The following is a 19,542-nucleotide window of genomic DNA, read 5'->3' on the forward strand; positions in this document are numbered from 1 at the left end:
TGGAGCCGCTATCCTGATTGGCTCCGCCCGGAAGTTTTGAAGCTGCGACGGTCACCGTGAAGCTCGACGATTTGAATCCTGAACAGCGCGCCGCTGTGCTTGCGCCCGGCGGCCCGATACTCATCATGGCCGGCGCCGGCTCGGGCAAGACCCGCGCGCTGACCTACCGTATCGCCCACATCCTGGCCGAGCGCAAGGCGTCGCCCGCCGAGGTGCTGGCGGTGACGTTCACCAACAAGGCCGCCAACGAGATGCGCGAGCGCGTCATATCGCTGCTCGGTGACGATAACTACGCGCGACAGCCGTGGGTCAGCACGTTTCATTCCGCGTGCGCGCGAATCCTGCGACACGAAGGCCACCTCCTGGGCTACGACCGCAATTTTTCGATCCTCGACGAAGCCGATTCGCTGACCACGATTCGCCGCGTGCTCGACGATGCCGCGCTGGCCGACTCGCCCCCGCTCGAACTTGCGCGCGCACGAATCGAGCAGGCCAAGAACGAGGCGATCACGCCCGACGAAATGCTTGCGAGCGCCAAGCCTGGGCGCGAGGCCTCGATCGCGCAGATTTACCGGCTCTACCAGGATCGGATGCGCGAGATGAACGCGATGGACTTCAGCGATTTGCAATTGCAGACCTGGCTGCTGTTCGAGCGCTTTCCTGAAATCCTCGAGAAATGGCGGCGGCGCGCGGCGCATCTGCTGGTCGATGAGTACCAGGACACCAATCGCGTCCAGTATTTGATCGTCAAGGCGCTCGCCGCTCGATCGGGAAATCTGTGCGTGGTCGGCGACGAGGATCAGTCCATCTACCGCTGGCGCGGCGCCGACATTCGCAACATCCTCGATTTCGAGCGCGACTACCCGGCCGCGCAAATTTTCAAGCTCGAGCAAAACTACCGCTCGACGAAAACCATCCTTGCCGCGGCGGGCGCCGTCATCCGCAACAACACCGAGCGCAAGGTCAAAAACCTGTGGACCGAAAACGGCGCCGGCGAGCCGGTCACCTACTTCACCGGCGTCACCGAGCGCGACGAAGCCGACTTTATAGCGCTGGAGACTGCGCGGCTGACCGGCGCGGGCGGATTCAGAGCTGCCGACGTCGTAGTTTTCTACCGCGTCAACGCCCAGTCGCGCGCGATCGAAGAGGCTCTCGTGCGCCGGCGAATCCCCTACTACATCGTCGGCGGCGTGCGCTTTTACGAGCAGCGCGACGTCAAGGATCTGCTTGCCTACCTGCGCGTGATCGCCAATCCAGCCGACGCCGTCAGCCTCGAACGAATGGTCGGCACGCCGCCGCGCGGAATTGGCGCGAAGTCCTTCGAGGCGATTGCCGAACTGGCCGCGCGCGAGCGCATCCCGGCGTTCGAGGCGATGGGCCGGCTCGAGTCTTACTCCAGGGTCGCGCTGCGAATCGCCAAGCAGGCTGGAATGCTCTATGCGTGGATGCACGATCTCAGCGCCCGTGCGCCGGATTTGAGCGTTCGTGGAATTGTCGAGGAAGTGGTGGCGCGCAGCGGTTTCGAGCCCTACCTCGATACGCTCGACGATGCGCCGGCACGCAGGCAAAATCTGGCCGAGATGCTCTCTGCGGCCGGCGCCTTCGACGCCGAAAAGTCCGGCGGCGGTTTGTCCGAGTTCCTCGAACGGGTCGCACTCGTCAGCGACACCGAGCAGATCGATTCCAGCGGCGGACGCGCGGCGCTGATGACGCTGCACACCTCCAAGGGCCTCGAATACCCAATCGTGTTCATGGCCGGGATGGAGGAAGGCCTGTTTCCGCATAGCCGCTCCGCCGACATCGACGAGGAAGTCGAGGAGGAGCGCCGTCTGTGCTACGTCGGCATGACGCGCGCGCGGCAGTTGCTGTATCTGACCAACACGCTCTCGCGCGAAATCTACGGCGTGCGCCAGGAGTCGCGTCAATCGCGATTCTTGCGCGAAGTCGATCCCGGCCTGATTCGCCGTATCGCACCCGCTCGCGAGACCTCGCCGATACGCCCGCTGTCGCCGCGCGAGCCCTACGTCGATTTCGCCGACAGCCAGCTACCGGACGACGAGCCGGAACTCGGCGGCGACAACGGAAGCCTTTCAATCGGCTCGCGCGTGATCCATCCGACCTTCGGACGCGGAATTGTTCGAAGGCGCGAGGGACGCGGCGATGGCGCCAAGGCGTGGGTTAATTTCGAGCGCGGCGGGATCAAGCTGCTGGTGCTGAAGTTCGCAAACCTGCGGTTGCTCGGAGACTGATCGGGCCGCTATCATTCCACTGAATGCGACCACACCGCCTGCATCCGAATCGTTCGCGCCGATTTTGGCCAACCCCGCCTGGGAGTTCATGAAGCGCTTCATTGATATCGCGATTCGATTCTTCCCCGCCCTGCTCCTGATCGCGTTGGTCGCGATCCCGGCTGCCAATGGCGCGTGGACCGAAGACGAATTCGAGCGTCGCCCGCTCTATGCCTACCCGCTTCCTCACGGCAAGGACGACATCATCGGCAATCTCATTACGTACGAAATCCAGAAGGGCGACACGCTGCTCGACGTCGGGCGATGGTTCGGCGTGACGGCCAAGGAAATTTCGAACGCAAATGGCGGAATCGACTGGTGGGGGCCCCCGGCCGGCAGGCAGATCATTCTGCCCGACGAGCACATCCTTCCCGATACGCCGCACGTAGGGATCGTGCTGAACATCCCCGAGATGCGGCTGTACTATTATTTTCCGTCGCCGATCGGACCGCTCCATCGCAAAGACAAGGACAAGGTAACGCCCGCCAAATTCGTCACGGGCAAGAAGCACTCTCCGGGCGGAGTCAGGCCGTCGGTGGTGTACACGTTTCCGGTCGGGCTGGGACGTTTCGATTGGAAAACGCCGGTCGGAGATTTTACGGTCCGCGGCAAGACCCGCAATCCGACCTGGGTGGTGCCCGACGACATCTACGAGGAACATCTCGAGCGTGACGGCGAAGCCGAGCATGTTGTCTCCGGCGACGATCCCGACAATCCTCTCGGCCATTACCGCATCGAACTGACTATCCCCCAGTACGCCCTGCATGGCACCAACGTGCCGTGGGGCGTCGGCATGGAAGTCAGCCACGGATGCATCCGGCTGTATCCCGAGGACATCGAGCGCCTCTTCAACAAGGTGAAAATCGGCACGCCCGGGATGTTCGTCTATCAGCCCGTGAAGTTTGGATGGCGCGGCGACTCACTCTACGTCGAGGTCCACGACGATCTCTACGGCCGTTACGCCGGCCTGTGGGCGTACGCGCACAAGGAAGCCGATCGGCTGGGAATTACCGACCAGGTCGATATGCAGAAGCTCGAAAAAGCTGTCGAACAGAAAACCGGTGTCCCGACCTATGTGATGCCGGGACCCGCGCCCGGCGGCGCCAGTTAGTTGCGCGGCGGCGGGGCGGCTGGCGGCTCATTGGGCGGATTGCTGCCGTTGCCAGCCGCGACCTGCTTTTTCACCAAGTAAAAGTAGCGATGGCCCAGGCCGAACGGTCCCGGCCACTTAAGCCGCCGCACGACGTCGGTGCCGGCGATAGGCTCGCTCGCGATCGTGTATTCATCCACTTTCTCCGACGTAATCATCGGGATTCCAGCTTCGAACTTCATCGTTTCAATCCCATGCTTGGGATAGCGATAGAGATCTTCGCCGTTGAGCGCGTAACCGGCGTCGATCGCCGAGCGCGGAACTCGTTCGCGCTCCAGTTCGTTGCGCGTTGCGAGTATTACCGCCATTCCACGTTGATAGGCATACGTCCCGCCGAGCGACATCAGGCCCATCGCGAGTGTCATCGCGAATCCTGCCGCCTTGACCATCCTGCTTCGAGGCAGCGGCGCAAGTGCAAGCACGATTGCGCCGGCCGGGACCATCACCAGGTAGTAGCGGTCGTTGTAAAACCACAGCGGTATGGTCGCCGCCCAATAAATTATCGCCGCTATCACAATCGCGGCAGCCGTCCGTGAAAGAGTTCTGAAGATTTCCGCGAACGCGGCGATAAGTCCGGCCGCGCCAAAACTTGCCAGCGTCAGGAACGCATATTGCCAGTTTCCGTCCCATGAAAAACGACTCGAACCCCCGCGCAGTATCAGCGCGTTGCGCCACCCGCCGAAGCAACTGCACTCCGGCGTCACGGGCAACCGATTGTCCATCCACATCAGGATCAGCGCGGCTGCGAAAATTCCAGCGCCGCCCATCACCACCCGGCGCCATCGCGGCGTCGTCAACTGTAGAAGCGCAAGCGGCGAAAGCACCATGCCCAGGTAAAGGGCAGGACCGAGCACGCCCGCGCGGAGGTAGTTCGCCAGCGGAACGCGGAAAATGTAGGCGAAGTGATGTTCGTCAATCTGCAGGGCCCATGGCTTCGGACCCAGCACCGTCAGCCAGACCCACAGCCCCGTGCAAACCGCCAGCGCCACTGCGAACGGCGCCATCATCTTGATCCACCGCGCGCGATCCAAACGACGCGTTGCCGGCCACCCCGCGCCGTAAAGCAGCATCGCGCCCACGCACCCGGCTATCGCCATCGCACCGAACGGCCGAATCATGAAAGCGATCACCGCCAGCGCCGCCGCTATCCACAGCCACAAATCCTCGCGCCGACCTTCGGCCCTGGCGAACGCCAGATGCGCTGCGACCAGCATCGTCAGGAACGGAATCTCGGTCATGAACGAAAAACTCAGGAAGGTGAAACAAGGATTGCAGATCAGCAGCCCCGTCGCCGCCAGCGCCTGCCATCGCGACGCCCCGCATTTGATCGCGAGCGCATGGAACATCACTCCGCACAGCACCGCCAGCGTCACTACCGAGATTTCCAGCGACACCGAGTTCGCGCCGGACACGCGCGACCAAGCCGCGCCGTAGATCACCTGCGCTATCGGCATCGCCTGCGTGAAGCCGGCAAACCTGATCTCGCCGGTGCGCAGAAAACGCCGCACGGCAGAGTCGTACAACCAGCTATCCACCACCGGCGCGTCGGTGAGCGGATGCAATATCGCCAGCGCGAACACGTACCATCCGACCACCACCGCTGCCGCGGCCCATCCTGCGCGCCTCATCGACTTCCGCCTTGCTCCGCTTTTGACCTATCCCTTATACTCCGAAGCTAACTCAACCAACGGGATTGCGCTGATTTCAACGGAAGCATACACGATGCGAGAAGTAGCATTTTATCGTCCGTCTATCGGACCCGACGAGGAGCGCGAGGTGCTCGAGGCGCTGCGCTCCGGATGGATCACCACCGGCCCCAAGGCCAAGCGCTTCGAGCAGGAGTTCGCGGGCTACGTCGGCGCGAAACACGCGCTGGCCGTTGCGCATTGCACCGGCGCGCTTCATCTTTCGCTATGGGCGCTCGGCATCGGCCCTGGCGACGAAGTTATCACGACGCCGTTTACCTTCACCGCGACCGCCGAGGTTCTCGGCTACCTCGGCGCGCGTCCGGTATTCGTTGACGTCGATCCCGGCACCTTCAACATCAACCCGGCCCGCATCGAGGAGGCGCTCGAGAGTGGCGCCAACAAACGGGTCCGCGCGATCCTGCCCGTGCACTTCGGCGGCCAGGCTTGCGACATGGATTGGATCCTCAAAATCGCGCGCAACTACAATTTGAAAATTGTCGAGGATGCCGCGCACGCGGCCGGCTCCGCGCGCCACATGGACGGGCGCGGGATGACGAAGATCGGCACCATCGCCGACCTCACCTGTTTCAGTTTCTACGCGACCAAGAATTTCACCACCGCCGAGGGCGGCATGATCACCACCGCCGACGACGCGCTGGCCGAAAAAATCGCCGTCGCCAGCCTGCACGGAATGGACAAGAACGCGTGGAAGCGCTACGACAAGAGCGGCTCGTGGTACTACGAAATCCACGACATGGGTTTCAAATACAACCTGTCTGACGTGCACGCCGCCATCGGATTGGCCCAGATCAAGCGCGCGGACGGCTTCATGCGCCGCCGTGGCGAGATCGCGCGCGCCTACAACGAGGCGTTTCGCGCCGACGACGCTCTCCAGGCCGCCTACTCCGAGCCGGGGATCGAGCACGCCTGGCATCTCTACGTGCTGCGCATCCGGCCCGAGCGCCTCAAGCTCGGCCGCAACCAGTTCATCGAGATACTGCGCGAGCGCGGCGTGGGATGCTCCGTGCACTGCATCCCGCTGCACACGATGGACTACTATCAGCGCTCCTACGGCTACCGCAACGGCGATTTTCCGGTCGCCGAAGAGATCTTCAGCCGCTGCCTGTCGCTTCCCATCTACGCCTCGATGACCGACGAAGATGTCGCCTACGTAATCGAAACCGTTCTCGCGATCGCCCGCGAAAACCGCCGCTGACCCTGGAGAACAACCGTGCGAGCACTGGTAACCGGCGGCGCGGGATTCCTCGGCTCTCATCTATGCGAGCGCTTGCTCAAAGACGGCCACGAGGTCATCTGCCTCGACAACTTCTTCAGCGGCAAGCGCGCCAACATCATGCACCTGCTCGGCGATCGGAATTTCGAATTTATCCGCCATGACGTCGTCGAGCCCATCCTGCTCGAGGTCGATCGCATCTTCAGCCTCGCCTGCCCTGCCTCGCCCGTGCACTACCAGTACAACCCGGTCAAGACCATCAAGACCAGCGTGATGGGCACCATCAACATGCTCGGCCTTGCCAAGCGCGTGCACGCGCGCATCCTGCTCACCTCGACCAGCGAGGTTTACGGCGATCCCGAGGAGCATCCGCAAACCGAGTCGTACTGGGGCCACGTCAACCCGATCGGCGTGCGCTCCTGCTATGACGAGGGCAAGCGCGTCGCCGAATGCCTCATGATGGACTATCACCGGCAGAACAACGTCGACACCCGCATCGTGCGGATCTTCAACACTTACGGTCCGCGGATGGCGATCAACGACGGCCGCGTGGTTTCCAACTTCTGCGTGGCCGCACTGCGCGGCGAGAACCTCGAGATCTACGGCGACGGCGCTTCGACCCGCTCGTTCGCCTACGTTGACGACATCATCGACGCGCTCGTGCGCATGATGAATCAGGAGTCGCACATCGGCCCGGTGAACATCGGCAACCCCGACGAATTCACAATCGCGGAACTGGCCAAGCTCGCCATCGAACTCTCGGACAGCTCCTCGAAAGTCGTCTTCAAGCCGCGCCGTGCCGACGATCCCGTCCGCCGCAAACCAGATATCGAGCTCGCGAAAAAGCTCCTCGGCTGGCAGCCGCATACCGCACTTCGGCCCGGCCTCGAAAAAACAATCCATCACTTCCGCGAAGTCCTGGGCCTCCCGCGCAAATAACGCTTGCCGCTCTCGCGCGCGCGCCACGCCGCTTGCGATTCGTGCAATCCGGCGACAAGATAATTTTAAGTCCCGTCTGCGCGAACCAGCGCCGCACCATGAATAGAAGGATTTCGCGAGCCGCGTTACCCCTGCTTTTGTCGATCGCGATCGCCTCATGCTCGGCGGCGCCGCCGGCTCCTCCTGCGCCTGCACCGGCCGTGTATGTGCCGCCATCTGATGTGCCGCCGCCTGACGAATGGAATCTATTTCCCGATCCGACCACCGGCCAGGTTGACGTGTACCACGAGGGTGAATACGTCGGCGCGATCACCGGCAGCGAGCCCGCCGGCCAGGACCCGCCGATCCCGCATCCCGTCGTGCCCGCGAATTGACCCCGCGCGCCGCGCTCACTCCTTGAGCAGGTTGCGCGCGATCACGACGCGCTGGATCTGCGACGTGCCCTCGTAGATCTGCAGCAACTTCGCGTCGCGCATCAGCTTCTCCACCGGATAATCCTTCATGTAGCCGTAGCCGCCGAAAATCTGCACGGCGTCGGTCGTGATCCGCATCGTCGCATCGGCGCTGAATGCCTTCGCGTAGGCCGAAATCGTGTTGGCGCCCTGGCCGCGATCGACCAGCCACGCCGCCTTGTACGTCAGCAGCCGCATCGCTTCGATTTCGATCGCCATGTCGGCCATCATGAACTGAATCGCCTGAAAGTTTGCGATCGGCTGCCCGAACGCGCTCCGTTGCTTCGAGTACTTGAGGCATTCGTCGAGCGCGCGCTGCGCAATCCCAATCGCGATCGCGCCAATCTCGGGCCGGCTGTGATCGAACGTCGCCATCGCGTACTTGAAACCCTCGCCCTCGCGTCCGACGAGCGCGCTGGCGGGTATTCGCACGTCCTCGTAAAAAATTTCGCCGGTGTCGGCTGCGCGTTGCCCGAGTTTCCCGTGCATCCGATTGCGCGTGATTCCCGGCACGCTCGACGGAAACACGAAGCACGAGATGCCCTTGTGCTTGAGCCGCTTGTCCGACGTCGCAAACGTGACGTACCAGTCCGCGCCCGATCCGTTCGAGATGAAATGCTTGGTGCCGTTGATGATGAACTCGTCGCCCTCGCGCCGGTACGCCGTACTCATCGCGGCAACATCCGATCCCGCGCCCGGCTCGGTGATCGCGAACGCGCAAAACGTCAGCTTCTTCACCAACTGCCCCAGGTAGGTCCGCTTCTGCTCATCGTTGCCCGCGATTAGAATCGGCAGCGTCGCGAGGTCGTTGGCGCCCACCGCGTTCGAGATTCCCGAGCATCCGTAGTTCAGCTCCTCGACGATCAGGCACGTGTCGAGCACGCCGAGTCCCGGTCCGCCCAGCTCCTTCGGCACTCCAAAGTTCATCAGCCCCGCCGCGAACGCTTTCTCGCACACGTCCACCGGAAAAATTTCCTTCTCGTCGTATTCGCGCGCGCGCGGAATTATTTCCTGTTCGGCAAACCTGTGCGCCAGCTCTTTCAGTTCGCGTTGTTCGTCGGTCAAATCGAAACCAAGCATATTATTATTCTCCACGATCCCGGCTGTGATCGATCGTCGCGTCGCCGCAATTGGCTTTTAACCGTTAACCGACCGCGCGCTGCAAGGAAAGAGCCGCCGCGCCGCGCTTCGATTCGCCTTGAAATTCCGCGCGCGTCCGAATACGACGGTAGTTGAATTGATCTTTCAAGGAGACCCACGATGCCGATTACTGTGATTGCAAAACTTAAAGTGAAGCCCGGCAGCGAAGCCGCGTTCGAAGCCGCAGGAAAGGAAATGATCGCGACGGTGAAAACTTCCGAGCCCGGCACCCTCGCCTATGTCCTCCACAAGAACACCAAGGACCCGACCGAATTCACCTACTACGAGGTTTACCAGGATCAGGCTGCGCTCGATTCCCACGGCAAGACCGACCACATGAGGGCATTCGGCGGAAAAATCGGCGGCCTGCTCGCCGGACGTCCCGAGATTGCGGTGCTCGAAGAAGTCGCGCGCAAGTAGCGTCACGGCCGCCCGGCGCAGCGAGGCGCCTGAGGTGCGGATATTTTGGTACTTAAAGTAATCGTTTAACTTCGATGCCATCCACTCTTGCAATCCTGGGCGGCCAGCCCCTTCGCACCCGCCCCTTCCCGACGTGGCCGGTCTTCGACGCCCGCGAGCGTGAGCAGCTCGACGACGTCCTCAACTCGTCCAACTGGGGCGGCTTCCCCAGCCCCAATCGCAAGGCCGCCGAGTTCGCCGCCGCATTCGCCGCGTATCAGGGCGCCCGCTTCGCCATTCCTACCACTTCCGGCACCAGCGCGCTCGAAGTCGCGCTCAAGGCGCTCGGCATCGGCGCCGGCGATGAGGTCATCGTTCCCGCACTCACCTTCGCCGCGACCCCCTATGCTGCCGTCGCATGCATGGCGCGTCCGATCTTCGCCGACGTCAGCGCCGCCAACGCATGCATCGATCCGGATTCCGTCACGCGGCTGATCACGCGCCGCACCAAGGCGATCATCCCCGTCCACTACGGCGCGTCGCTCGCCGATCTCGACGCACTTGCGGAAATTTCGCGCGCGCATTCCATTCCGCTCGTCGAGGATTGCGCCCACGTCCCGGGTGCTCGATGGCGCGAGCGCGGCGTCGGCACTCATGGCGCTCTCGGATGCTTTAGTTTTCAGTCCACCAAGCCGATGACCGCGGGCGAAGGTGGAATGATCACGACCGACGACCCCGACCTCGAGCAACGATGCCAGTCGCTCATCAATTGCGGGCGTCGCCGCCCCGGCGACACTTTCGAGGGTCCGTTGATGGGCGCGAACTACCGGATGACGGAATGGCAATGCGGAATTCTGCTCGCGCAACTCGCGCGCCTTCCCGAACAGATCGAACGCAAGAGCCGCGCTGCCGCCCGCCTGCGCGAAGGACTCGGCGCAATCAGGGGGATTAGCCCCATCGCGCGCGATCCACGCGTCACGCGCGAAGTCATCTACGCGTTCGTTTTTCTCGTCTATGAATCCGCGCTCGGCCTGTCGCGCAACCGATTCGTCCGCGCGATGCGCGCCGAGGGCATTCCATGCGGCGTCGGCAACGACCCCGTTTATCGGTCCGCACTCTTTCCGCGCGAGTCTGCCGCCTATCGAAAAGCGTGCGAACTTGCAGGCGCTTCCAACCTCGAGAGGACCTCGATCGATTGTCCGGTCGCCGAACGCCTTTTCGAGTACGCGATGGCCGCGATACCGCACGAATGCCTGCTCGGCGACGACCGCGACGTTGACGACATCGTCGCCGCAGCCGCAAAAGTGGCTTCCAGAGCGGCCGAGCTCGCCGCAGCCAATCTCGACAAATCGAGCTAGCTATGCGTCCCCTCCACGCCGGCGCCGCGCGAGTAAAGCTCGACCCGCCGGTCGGTCTCGCGATGATCGGCTACGGCAACCGCGTCGGCCCTGCGACCGGCGTGCACGACGACCTCGCCGCGAATGCGCTCGTGCTCGAGGACGGCGGCGCGAAAGTCGCCATCGCCGGCGTTGACGTGCTGGCGATCGGGATTCGCATCGCCGACGACATCCGCGAGCGCGTCGCCGCCGACACCGGCATCCCCGCCGATTCGATCCTGATTTGCGCCACTCACACCCATTCCGCGCCCGCCTTCAACATCTTCGCGACTCCGCGCGCCGCGGCAATTCCCGCCGCCGGCCGCGACCTCGGATGGGAGCGCGCGCTGCCCGGAAAGATCGCATCCGCCATCATTCAGGCGCACGAACGTCTCGAGCCCGCGATGCTCCGCGCTGCCTCTGCCCGATTCACGTTCGGAATCAATCGCCGCCTGATGCGTCCGGACCGGCAAATTCAGCTTGCCGCCAACCGCTCCGGGCCGGCTGACGCCGAAGTCATAGCCCTCGGCGCGTACCGCCCGGATGGAAGTCCAGTCGCGTTCCTCATGAACTATCCGTGCCACGGTGTCGTGCTGTGTGAGGACAACCTGCTCTACTCGCGCGACTGGCCCGGCTTTGCGATGGACGAAATCGAAAGCGCGGCCGGCTCCGGCGCCGGCCCGCGCCCAATATCGATTTTCCTCCAGGGCGCGACCGGCAACATCGATCCGCGCAGCCGCGGCAATTTCGATGTCGCCGAAAAATACGGCCGCGCGATGGGTCGCGGCGCGTTCGACGCGCTCGAGCACGCGCCCCCGATCGGCTACGCCGGGATCGGTGAGGTAAAGATCGCCGCCCGCAAAATCCCGCTTCGCCTCAAGCTCAAGGATCTCGGCGCCGACCTCGCCATCGCGCGCGATTGCGCCGCCCAGACCCAGGCCTCGCTCGACAACCATCGCGGCGGCGACGGCTATCAGTTGAAACGCCTGCGCGACCATCATGCACAATCGCTTTCGGCGCTGAGCGCTCTGGAAGCCCTCGAGGAGCAAAATCGCCGCGACCGCCGCGTTGATATGGCGCGCCGCGAGCTTGCCACCGCGCTGACCGTCATCACCATCGGGAATCTCGCCATCGTCGGGGTCCCGGGCGAACTTTTCGTCGAGCTCGGCCTCGCGATAAAGGCAAATCCGTACTTCGATCAAACTTTTGTGGTCGGCTACTGCAACGACCTGATCGGATATATTCCCACCCGTGCCGCGTACGCCGAGGGCGGTTATGAAGTCGATACCGCGCGGATCGCCGCCGGTAGCGGCGAGACGATCGTCGATACTGCCCTCTCCGCTCTCGCCGCGATGCGCGCGTAACTCGTGCGCGAGATTCGGCATCGCGAGCTTGCCCGGATGCGCGCGTCCGACGGCGTGCAAATCGTTGACGTGCTTCCGTCGCACGAGTTCACCGCCGCGCACATTCGCGGCGCCGTTCACATTCCGCTCCGCTGCATCATCCGCGACGCGACCCCGTCTTTGCACCGCACGCGCCCGGTCGTCGTCTATTGCCGCGATTCCTTGTGCGACCTTGGCGCGCGAGCCGCGGCGCAGCTCGAGATGCTGGGATTCACCGACGTCCGCCACTACTTCCGCGGCAAGGCCGATTGGATCGTCCGCGGATTGCCCACCGATCCCCCGGCCCCGCTCTCAGAGCGGATGCGCGCGCTTCCCTATTTCATCAACAATCTCGCGCCCGGCTTGCGCTCATTTTGGATTCGCTGTTCGGACCGCGTGCGCGTCGGCGAGTTTATGCGCGACGACCTCCTCCGCCTCGGCCCTGAAGACTCCGCCTCGCCGGCCTCGCCCGATTCGCCGACGCCGCGCGCCGTCGTGCTCAGTCCCGAAGGAGTCCTGCTCGGCGCGATCGAACAATCCGAGTCCGCGCCGCGCGCGCTCGCTGCGATGAATCCCGCTCCGCAAACGATTCGCCCCGACATGACGCCGCGACTCGCTGCGAAACTGATGGCTTCGAATCCGTACCTGATTGTGACGACCGCGATGGGAAAATACCTCGGCCGCTACCTCGCGTCTCAAGCTCAGTAGTCCCTCTCCCGTTCCTCCTGACTCGGGTGCAGGGGCCTGCCGCTGCTATCTCTCGATCACTCCATCGCCCGAAATATCCAGATGGTACGCGACCTCGTGCGCAAGCTCCTCGGGCCGCGCGCGATAGTACTCGACCTGCGGCACGCCGGGGATCGCGGCGATCACGTCGGCGACGGCCACCGTCGCGAAACCGTGCCGCCGGAAGAAACCGCCCGCATCGGTGCTGAACAGGTACAGATGACGCGCGCCGCGCGTGTGCGCAGCCTTGCGTGCCGCCGCGATCAACGCGCCGCCAATTCCACGCCGGCGCATCGATTCATTCACGTACAGCGAACGTATCAGCGCCGCGTCGATCTTCGACTCGACGCCGATCGCTCCGACCGCTTCATCGCCGACATACGCAAAGATGTAACACGCGGCCGGCCATTCGATTCCGTCCGTCATCATGCCGGCTCGCGCGAGCATTTCGCGCACGCGCGCGAGGTCGCGCGTCTGCTCGATTACGAGTTCGCCTGCGCGACGCCTGCGTATGGCCATGGCGCGATCCGTAAGGCTACTTCTTCGGCGGCGGAAAAAGCTGCACGCCGGCGTCTTCGTCCACCACCGTGATCGCTTTGACCGGACACGAACGCGCCGCCGAAATAATTATCGAGTCGCCGGCGCCCGATGCGTTGACGACTTCGGACTTGCCGTCCGCGCCGAGTTGAAACACGGCGGGCGCCGTTTCCACGCAGTCGCCGCTGCCGATGCAACGGGTCTTGTTCACTGTGATCGAAAAAAACTTCGCCATCGCTGCCTCCGCGTTGTGGATGAAGAATAGAATCCGCACTCGGCGCGTCGCAAGTATTCCACTGCTTCAATCACCCGGTCGTGCGCGCTCGCAATTGAATCCGCCCGCGGCGCGGCTGATACTCATTCGCGATGGGGCAAATCGCCGGCACCGGAATCGACGTTATCGAGGTCGAACGGATCGAGCGCGCGCTCACGCGGCCCGCCACCGGCGAGCGTTTTCGCGCCCGCGTCTTCACGGCAGCCGAGGTCAGGTACTGCGAGTCGCGCGGGCGTCCCCGCTACCAGAGCTACGCCGCGCGCTTCGCCGCCAAGGAAGCGACGATGAAAGCGCTCGGCACGGGATGGAACCGCAACGTCGGATGGAGTGAGATCGAAGTCGTGCGCGAGCGCGGCAAAGCGCCGACCATCGCGCTATCGGGCAAGGCGGCGGCGTTCGCGCAAACAAAACAGATCGCGCGCTTTCATCTGAGCATCACGCATACCGGCGCCCAGGCCATCGCCCACGTCATCGCCGAAACCTGACGCCTATGGCCCAAAGGTCAATATATAAGCGAAATATCCCTGGAGTTGATTTTGCCCATCGAAAGCGGGACCAGCCGAGAGAAGTATGTGGTGAAGGCCGCTAAGGTCCCAGATCAACCCGAGATTGATACCCGTTGCATGTGGACCGCCGACCTCTTCCTCGATGCCGTGAAAGATCTCTATGCCCGGCGTCAGGTTTGGCAGAACCTGACGCTGTATGACCAACCCGGTGAAATACCAGTTGTGGTTTTGCGGCCCGGGATTGATCCAATAACCGCCTCCTCCATACGCGGTCCACTTGCCCATGCTCTTCTGGAGCCATATCGGCAGGAACATCTGCAGGTACCCGCTGCCAAGATTCCGGCTGTGGGAGCCGGTCGGCAGTTCCAGCATCGGATACGTACCGATCTGTGGCATCCAGTCGCCCTCTTGAACGAAGCGGAACTTCGTCCCGAGCTCGGTATCGCTGTAGCCGTAGCTGGTGGCGCCCTTGTTGGGCGCGTAGAGGGCCAGCGGTGCGATCACGTGGACTTGGAGGTTTTGAAGCGGCCCATAATTCACTTCCAGGTGCGGCGCCGTGCTTGTCCAGGCATCCGGCTGTTTGGTGAATAGCGATGCCACGTAGACCTCCCAGTGCTGATATTCGACGGGTTCGGGGTCGTCCGTGATATATGGAGGTCCCGCCGATGCAATCACTGGAAAGCTCAGGATAAAGAGGACAGCCGCTAACCAGGGGATGGCCGCTGCGCCGCGGAGACCAGCCTTCATCCTCCGAACCAGCGCCCGAAACCTGACGCCCGGCTACTTCGCCGGCGACGGCGCCGCCTCGGGCGCCTTTGCCATGTACAGCGGCGCAGGCTTGTTGAGTTGCGCGAAACTGAAATCGCTCAGCGAGAATACAGCTTTGCTCGCGCTTGAAGATGCGTAGTACTCCGTCCGCGGTCCGGCCGGTTCGCCGGGAATTGGCGGGGTCGTTGGCTTGACGCTGATCTTCGCGAGCTTGACCGCGCCGAGCTCCTTGCCGTCCTTGCCGACCAGCGTGATTTCAGCCGCGGGATTGTCCAGCCCGAACGGCTGAGCGCTCGGCATCGGATCGGCGACGATCGACGTGCCCTTCAGATCGCGCAACTGATTGAGCATCCGCTCCACGACCGGAATATCGCCCTCCGACGTCTTGCCCCCCACCATCACGTCCCACTTCCCGCCCGCCGCGCGCTTGAGCGTGAAGTCGCCGTCGCTGTTTTTGACTTTGACCGTCACAACCGCCTCGGGATCGACTTTCAGAATTGTTCGATCGCGAAAATCCAGCGCCGACTTGTCCAGGCTGCTCATCACGTACTCGGCCACGACGTAAACCGGCGCGCGCTCTCCGCGGCGCACGTAAATTCCGCTCTTCCCCTGCTCGCTCTGTTTGAAGCCGAACAGCATCGATTGCTGCTCGCCGTTCTTGAGCACCACCGTCGCCGTCAGATGCGGTTTTTCGAGCCCGTATTGCGTGACGTTGCCGGGCGCATCGGCGATAAAGTCGGACGCCTTCGCGTTGACCAGCGTGCTCAGCGCCATCCGGACCGCCATGTCGTCGGCCGCGTACGGCGCGGGCTTGACGATTTTCCACTGGTCGCCGTCGCGATCGATTTCCACCGTCGGTCCGTTGTCCCGCACGATGATCAGCTTCTGAACGTCGTCGATTTTGAATGCCATCAAGTCGCGGACGCGCAAATCGTTGACCGTCTTGTTCATCCCGGCCGAGAACACGGCTTCGGTCAGCAGCACCGCCGGACTGTCGGCGAGCCGGACATAAGCGTTGAACCCAATCGGCGTCGATTTCCCCACTTCGATTGCGGGCAACGTTTTCTTGTCGAAGGTCGTGACCGTGACGGTCGTGGTCGGAGGCTTAAGCCCGAATGGCACGAGGTCCGCCGGCTTCTCGTCCGCCGTGCGGACCACGGCGCAGTCGGCGATTGCGCGCGCCAGGTTGTTGGCCTGCGTCTGGTCGGCGTCGGCTCCGATAGGCTTCACGAGCCGCCACGGCTTGCCCTTGTCGCGCCCGAGCACGATGTCCCGGTCCGAATAGCGCAGTTCAATTTTCGCGATATCGTCCTGCTTGACGGCGAGCAGTTTGCGCTGCGCCTCCGGCGAGGAATAATGGCCGACGATAAAGGCGTAGCCGCCGACAGCCCCAAACAGGATCAGAACGATAATGGTGTTGCGCAGCCGCATCGGACTTGAGTCGGATTAGGGGGGCGCCTCAGTTGCGCCGTTCCCACCACACAACGATCCCCGCAATCAGCAGCATCTCGGGCAGGAACAGCACCGCAAACGCAAACACTATGGAGAACTGCCCGGTGGTCAGACGAAAGCGCGACGCGCGGATAGAACGCGGCCTGATCGAGATCGAATTTTCCTCGCCGGTCAGCCAGTCGGCGCTATTGATGAAAAAATCGGGGTTGAAGGACGTCGCATATTGATTTTCGGCAACCTCGGTGCTGCCGTACACCACCATGCGCGCATCGCCCTTGCCCCAGCCGAGTCGCTCCAGGTTGCCGTCCACCGCCATCACCACCGTGATCGGTCCGCGCGTGTCCTTGGCTGTCAGTTCGGCCTTCTGCTGCCGGAACAGCAGGTCGAGATCGACCTCCGCCCACGACGTATCGCTGGTGTTCGCAATCGGGGTGACGGTCAGTCCCGGCTTCAAATCGGGTTCGGCGGTAAGCGATCGCGACATCGGAAATTCGGTGCGCTGCTTGAAACCCTTAGTAATCGGATGCTCGCCGTAGGTCTGCACCAGCGGATTGAGGCCGAGCGCGGGACTTTGGAACAGCCTCATCACCTGGTCCACCACGATATCGTTGCCGACCTTGACGCCCCAATCGCCCGCCAGCTTAACCAGTGCCGCTTCGTCAATTGGATTGTCCGGGCGCTGCGGCCGGTACATCGCGATCATGCGCCCGCCATGCTTCAGATAGTCATTCAACGAATCGATCTCGTGCCGGCCGAGCGGCTTGATCGGTCCCGCGACCACGACCAGGTTGGCGTCGTCGGGCACCTTGGGCAATTGCGCGAGCTCGAGCTTGCGAACCTCGTAGCCTTCGCCTTCCAAATCTTTCTTGATGGTGCCGTAGCCCGACTGGGTTTCGGCATCGTCGGGATCGGCCTCGCCGTGCCCGTCGAGGAACTCGACTACCTTCTTGCTGCTCCTGGTCGCGCGAATGATCGCGTTAGTCAGCGCTTCCTCGTTGAGCTCGGTGACGTTGGTGCCTTCGCCATTGTCGCCGCCGTACTGCATATGCGTGGTGCCCATCACCGACACTTTGAAACGCTCGGCGAGTTCGGGATGCTTGTCGGGATCGACCAGCTCGTAGGTGAGCTTGGGAGAGTAATACGCAAACGTCTCGTAGAGTTCGCGCGCGGTAGGATTCTCGCCGCCCTGAAAGAAGCCGTAGAACTTGAGCGGCTTCTGCAAACCCTTCACCACGTTCACCGACTGGCTCGAAAGACTGAATACCTTCTCGGCCGTCAGGTCCAGCCGCGTATGATGGAGCGTTGAGATATAGTTAATCGCGAACAGCAGCCCGATGTAGGCGGCCGAGTAGATGACGGCGTTGGCGCCGTAACGCGCCGAGCGCCCGGTCGTGATCGATGAAAGCTCGGAGCGGCTCGAAGTGATCCACAGGACTATCGCGAAGATGCCGCAGATCAGGTTGACCCACACGAACAGCCGAAAGCCGCTCGAAATGAAATAGTCAACCAGCCCGAATGAGAGCAGAACCAGGCCGAGAATCCCGTAAAGCGCCGCTGATCGCCGCATCCGCCCCTCTACCTTACCGCCAGCGCGCCGACTCGACCGAGCGTTGGGTCAAGAACAGCGCCACGAAGATTAGACTCAGGAAATAAACGATGTCGCGCGTATCGATGATGCCGGTGACCATCTGTGCGAAATGCTCCGGCAGCGAGAGATAGCGCACCAGGTCCGCAAGTGACCCTCCACCTGCCTGCGCCGGCCACGATATGACGAACAGCAGCAGCAGCAGGCCGAAGCAACTGATCGCCGCGATGATCTGATTCTGGGTGAGCGAGCTGGTGAACAATCCTATCGCAACAAACGAGACCGCCAGGAACGCCAGTCCGAGATAGCCGGAGAACATCACGCCGACCTCGGGATTGCCGAAGGCTACGAGGATCAGCGGAAACATCCCGGCCAGCCCTATCATAATCAGCATAAAAGCCGCCGCCGCGATGAACTTTCCCGCGACGATCTCGCCGGTCCGGATCGGAGCTGTCAACAAAAGTTCGTACGTGCCGGTTCGCTTCTCCTCGGCAAAGCTTCGCATCGTGATCGCCGGCACCAGGATGACGAGCACGATCGCCAGGTTGTGCAGCATCGGCTCGATTACCCGCTCGTTGAGATTCAAGCGCTGCAACACCTCGGGATTTTGCATCGCGGAGTAGGCGGTCAGCGTCACTTCGAAGTAGCGCAGCAGCGCGAAGAAAAAGAATCCGCCCAGCAGGAGAAACACCGTCATCACGACGTAGGCGACCGGCTGCAGGAAATAGCCCGCGAGCTCCTTGCCCGCGATTGTAAGAGAATTTTTCATTCGAGCGGCACGGGTCTAGGTATGCCCCGCTCCAACCTCCTCCAGCGTTTCCTCGGCACTCGCGGCGTCGTCGTGACGCTCCTTGGTGATCGCGTTCAGGAAAATATCTTCGAGCGAGGTCCCGGCCGGGAGTTTCTTCAAGTATTCCTCGAGCACCACCTGGCCGTCGGCGATGATCACGACCTTGTCGCAGATCTGCGAGACCTCGGGCAGGATGTGCGTCGAGAGCACGACCGTTCTGTTCCCCGCGAGATGGTGAATCAGACCGCGAATTTCGTGAATCTGCCGCGGATCGAGACCGATCGTCGGTTCGTCGAGTACCAGCACGGGCGGATCGTGAATCAACGCCTGCGCCAGGCCGACGCGCTGGCGATAGCCCTTGGACAATTGGCCGCAAATCCGATGCGGCATGTCGGCGAGGCCGCATACTTCGAGCACGTGCTCGAGCGCCGACTCGATCTTCGCGCGCGGGACGCCGCGGAGTTTCGCGACAAACCTGAGATAGGCTTCGACCCGCATGTCGGGATACAGCGGCGGACTCTCGGGCAGGTATCCGATTTTCCGGCGCGCTTCGAGCGATTGCGAAAAGATATCGAGTCCGTCTATCAGCACGGTGCCCGCAGTCGCCGGCATATAGCCCGTGATGATGCGCATCGTGGTGGTCTTGCCGGCGCCGTTGGGGCCGAGAAAGCCGAGGATGGAACCGTTCTCGGCTTTGAACGATACGTCTTTTACCGCGACAAAGTTGCCGTAGGCTTTAGTTAGGTTTTTAACCTCAATCATTCAGATCGTCCGATTCGACAGCCGCCGGGACGCCGTGGCCGGTTCAGCTTCAATTGACGAAGCGGCCTGCCCGGCAATTCAATCAACAACAGAG

Annotated in this window: 19 protein-coding genes; 10 read left to right on the forward strand and 9 right to left on the reverse strand. The window is 62.6% G+C overall.

From position 1 onward, the window contains the following. Positions 1 to 17: 17 nt before the first annotated feature. Together ABR989_RS01280 and ABR989_RS01285 are read left to right on the forward strand one after the other, a co-directional pair. Positions 18 to 2,249, forward strand: a complete 2,232-nt coding sequence (locus ABR989_RS01280; RefSeq protein ID WP_428125224.1) for an ATP-dependent helicase — start codon at positions 18 to 20, stop codon at positions 2,247 to 2,249. 64 nt (positions 2,250 to 2,313) lie between these two features. After that, positions 2,314 to 3,399, forward strand: coding sequence for a L,D-transpeptidase family protein (locus ABR989_RS01285; RefSeq protein ID WP_428125225.1), 1,086 nt, complete (start codon positions 2,314 to 2,316; stop codon positions 3,397 to 3,399). On the opposite strand, the gene ABR989_RS01290 is transcribed toward ABR989_RS01285, so the two are convergent. Continuing rightward, on the reverse strand, positions 3,396 to 5,066 hold the full coding sequence (locus ABR989_RS01290; RefSeq protein WP_428125226.1) for an ArnT family glycosyltransferase: 1,671 nt from the start codon (positions 5,064 to 5,066) through the stop codon (positions 3,396 to 3,398). The genes ABR989_RS01285 and ABR989_RS01290 overlap by 4 nt on opposite strands. A 94-nt stretch (positions 5,067 to 5,160) precedes the next feature. On the opposite strand from ABR989_RS01290, the gene ABR989_RS01295 reads away from it, so the two are divergent. From ABR989_RS01295 to ABR989_RS01305, 3 genes are all read left to right on the forward strand, one after another. Next, positions 5,161 to 6,342, forward strand: a complete 1,182-nt coding sequence (locus tag ABR989_RS01295; RefSeq protein WP_428125227.1) for a DegT/DnrJ/EryC1/StrS family aminotransferase — start codon at positions 5,161 to 5,163, stop codon at positions 6,340 to 6,342. 15 nt (positions 6,343 to 6,357) lie between these two features. Beyond that, a complete protein-coding gene (locus ABR989_RS01300) occupies positions 6,358 to 7,299 on the forward strand; it encodes a UDP-glucuronic acid decarboxylase family protein (protein WP_428125229.1) in 942 nt (313 codons plus the stop codon). 98 nt (positions 7,300 to 7,397) lie between these two features. After that, positions 7,398 to 7,673, forward strand: a complete 276-nt coding sequence (locus tag ABR989_RS01305) for a hypothetical protein (RefSeq protein WP_428125230.1) — start codon at positions 7,398 to 7,400, stop codon at positions 7,671 to 7,673. A 15-nt stretch (positions 7,674 to 7,688) separates the two neighbouring features. Here ABR989_RS01305 and ABR989_RS01310 read toward each other — a convergent pair whose 3' ends face one another. Then, a complete protein-coding gene (locus ABR989_RS01310) occupies positions 7,689 to 8,831 on the reverse strand; it encodes an acyl-CoA dehydrogenase family protein (RefSeq protein WP_428125232.1) in 1,143 nt (380 codons plus the stop codon). 180 nt (positions 8,832 to 9,011) lie between these two features. Between ABR989_RS01310 and ABR989_RS01315 the strand changes: the two genes are divergently transcribed. The 4 genes from ABR989_RS01315 (at position 9,012) to ABR989_RS01330 (ending at position 12,756) form a co-directional block, all read left to right on the forward strand. Then, positions 9,012 to 9,311 carry a putative quinol monooxygenase gene (locus ABR989_RS01315; protein WP_423947376.1) on the forward strand — a complete coding sequence of 100 codons (300 nt, stop codon included), beginning with the start codon at positions 9,012 to 9,014 and terminating at the stop codon, positions 9,309 to 9,311. Between the two features lie 74 nt (positions 9,312 to 9,385). Next, positions 9,386 to 10,648 (forward strand): DegT/DnrJ/EryC1/StrS family aminotransferase, encoded by a 1,263-nt coding sequence (locus tag ABR989_RS01320; RefSeq protein WP_428125233.1) that lies wholly within the window; start codon positions 9,386 to 9,388, stop codon positions 10,646 to 10,648. A gap of 2 nt (positions 10,649 to 10,650) precedes the next feature. Beyond that, entirely contained in the window at positions 10,651 to 12,030 is a 1,380-nt protein-coding gene (locus ABR989_RS01325; protein ID WP_428125234.1) for a neutral/alkaline non-lysosomal ceramidase N-terminal domain-containing protein, read from the forward strand. Positions 12,031 to 12,033: 3 nt separating this feature from the next. Next, positions 12,034 to 12,756, forward strand: a complete 723-nt coding sequence (locus tag ABR989_RS01330; protein ID WP_428125235.1) for a rhodanese-like domain-containing protein — start codon at positions 12,034 to 12,036, stop codon at positions 12,754 to 12,756. Between the two features lie 45 nt (positions 12,757 to 12,801). Here the strand turns inward: ABR989_RS01330 and ABR989_RS01335 are convergent, their stop codons facing one another. Continuing rightward, positions 12,802 to 13,293 carry a GNAT family N-acetyltransferase gene (locus ABR989_RS01335; RefSeq protein ID WP_428125237.1) on the reverse strand — a complete coding sequence of 164 codons (492 nt, stop codon included), beginning with the start codon at positions 13,291 to 13,293 and terminating at the stop codon, positions 12,802 to 12,804. Positions 13,294 to 13,309: 16 nt separating this feature from the next. Beyond that, positions 13,310 to 13,546, reverse strand: a complete 237-nt coding sequence (locus ABR989_RS01340) for a ferredoxin (RefSeq protein WP_428125238.1) — start codon at positions 13,544 to 13,546, stop codon at positions 13,310 to 13,312. A 131-nt stretch (positions 13,547 to 13,677) separates the two neighbouring features. Here ABR989_RS01340 and acpS point away from each other — a divergent pair, with 131 nt between their 5' ends. Next, a complete protein-coding gene (acpS, locus tag ABR989_RS01345) occupies positions 13,678 to 14,070 on the forward strand; it encodes a holo-ACP synthase (RefSeq protein ID WP_428125239.1) in 393 nt (130 codons plus the stop codon). A 3-nt stretch (positions 14,071 to 14,073) separates the two neighbouring features. Here the strand turns inward: acpS and ABR989_RS01350 are convergent, their stop codons facing one another. From ABR989_RS01350 to ABR989_RS01370, 5 genes are read right to left on the reverse strand one after another with little or no spacing between them, the layout of a single operon-like run. Further along, positions 14,074 to 14,838 (reverse strand): hypothetical protein, encoded by a 765-nt coding sequence (locus ABR989_RS01350; protein WP_428125240.1) that lies wholly within the window; start codon positions 14,836 to 14,838, stop codon positions 14,074 to 14,076. A gap of 33 nt (positions 14,839 to 14,871) precedes the next feature. Then, the gene (locus ABR989_RS01355) at positions 14,872 to 16,290 is read right to left on the reverse strand and encodes a DUF4340 domain-containing protein (RefSeq protein WP_428125241.1); all 1,419 of its coding nucleotides are present in this window, start codon (positions 16,288 to 16,290) and stop codon (positions 14,872 to 14,874) included. A gap of 28 nt (positions 16,291 to 16,318) precedes the next feature. Then, positions 16,319 to 17,878 carry a GldG family protein gene (locus ABR989_RS01360; RefSeq protein ID WP_428125243.1) on the reverse strand — a complete coding sequence of 520 codons (1,560 nt, stop codon included), beginning with the start codon at positions 17,876 to 17,878 and terminating at the stop codon, positions 16,319 to 16,321. Positions 17,879 to 17,891: 13 nt separating this feature from the next. Continuing rightward, positions 17,892 to 18,665, reverse strand: coding sequence for an ABC transporter permease subunit (locus tag ABR989_RS01365; protein ID WP_428125244.1), 774 nt, complete (start codon positions 18,663 to 18,665; stop codon positions 17,892 to 17,894). Between the two features lie 15 nt (positions 18,666 to 18,680). Beyond that, complete coding sequence (locus tag ABR989_RS01370) at positions 18,681 to 19,448, reverse strand: ABC transporter ATP-binding protein (protein ID WP_428125245.1); 768 nt, start codon at positions 19,446 to 19,448, stop codon at positions 18,681 to 18,683. Positions 19,449 to 19,542: the final 94 nt, after the last annotated feature.

Source organism: Binatus soli (SeqCode) (assembly GCF_050015535.1).
GTDB lineage: Bacteria > Desulfobacterota > Binatia > Binatales > Binataceae > Binatus > Binatus soli.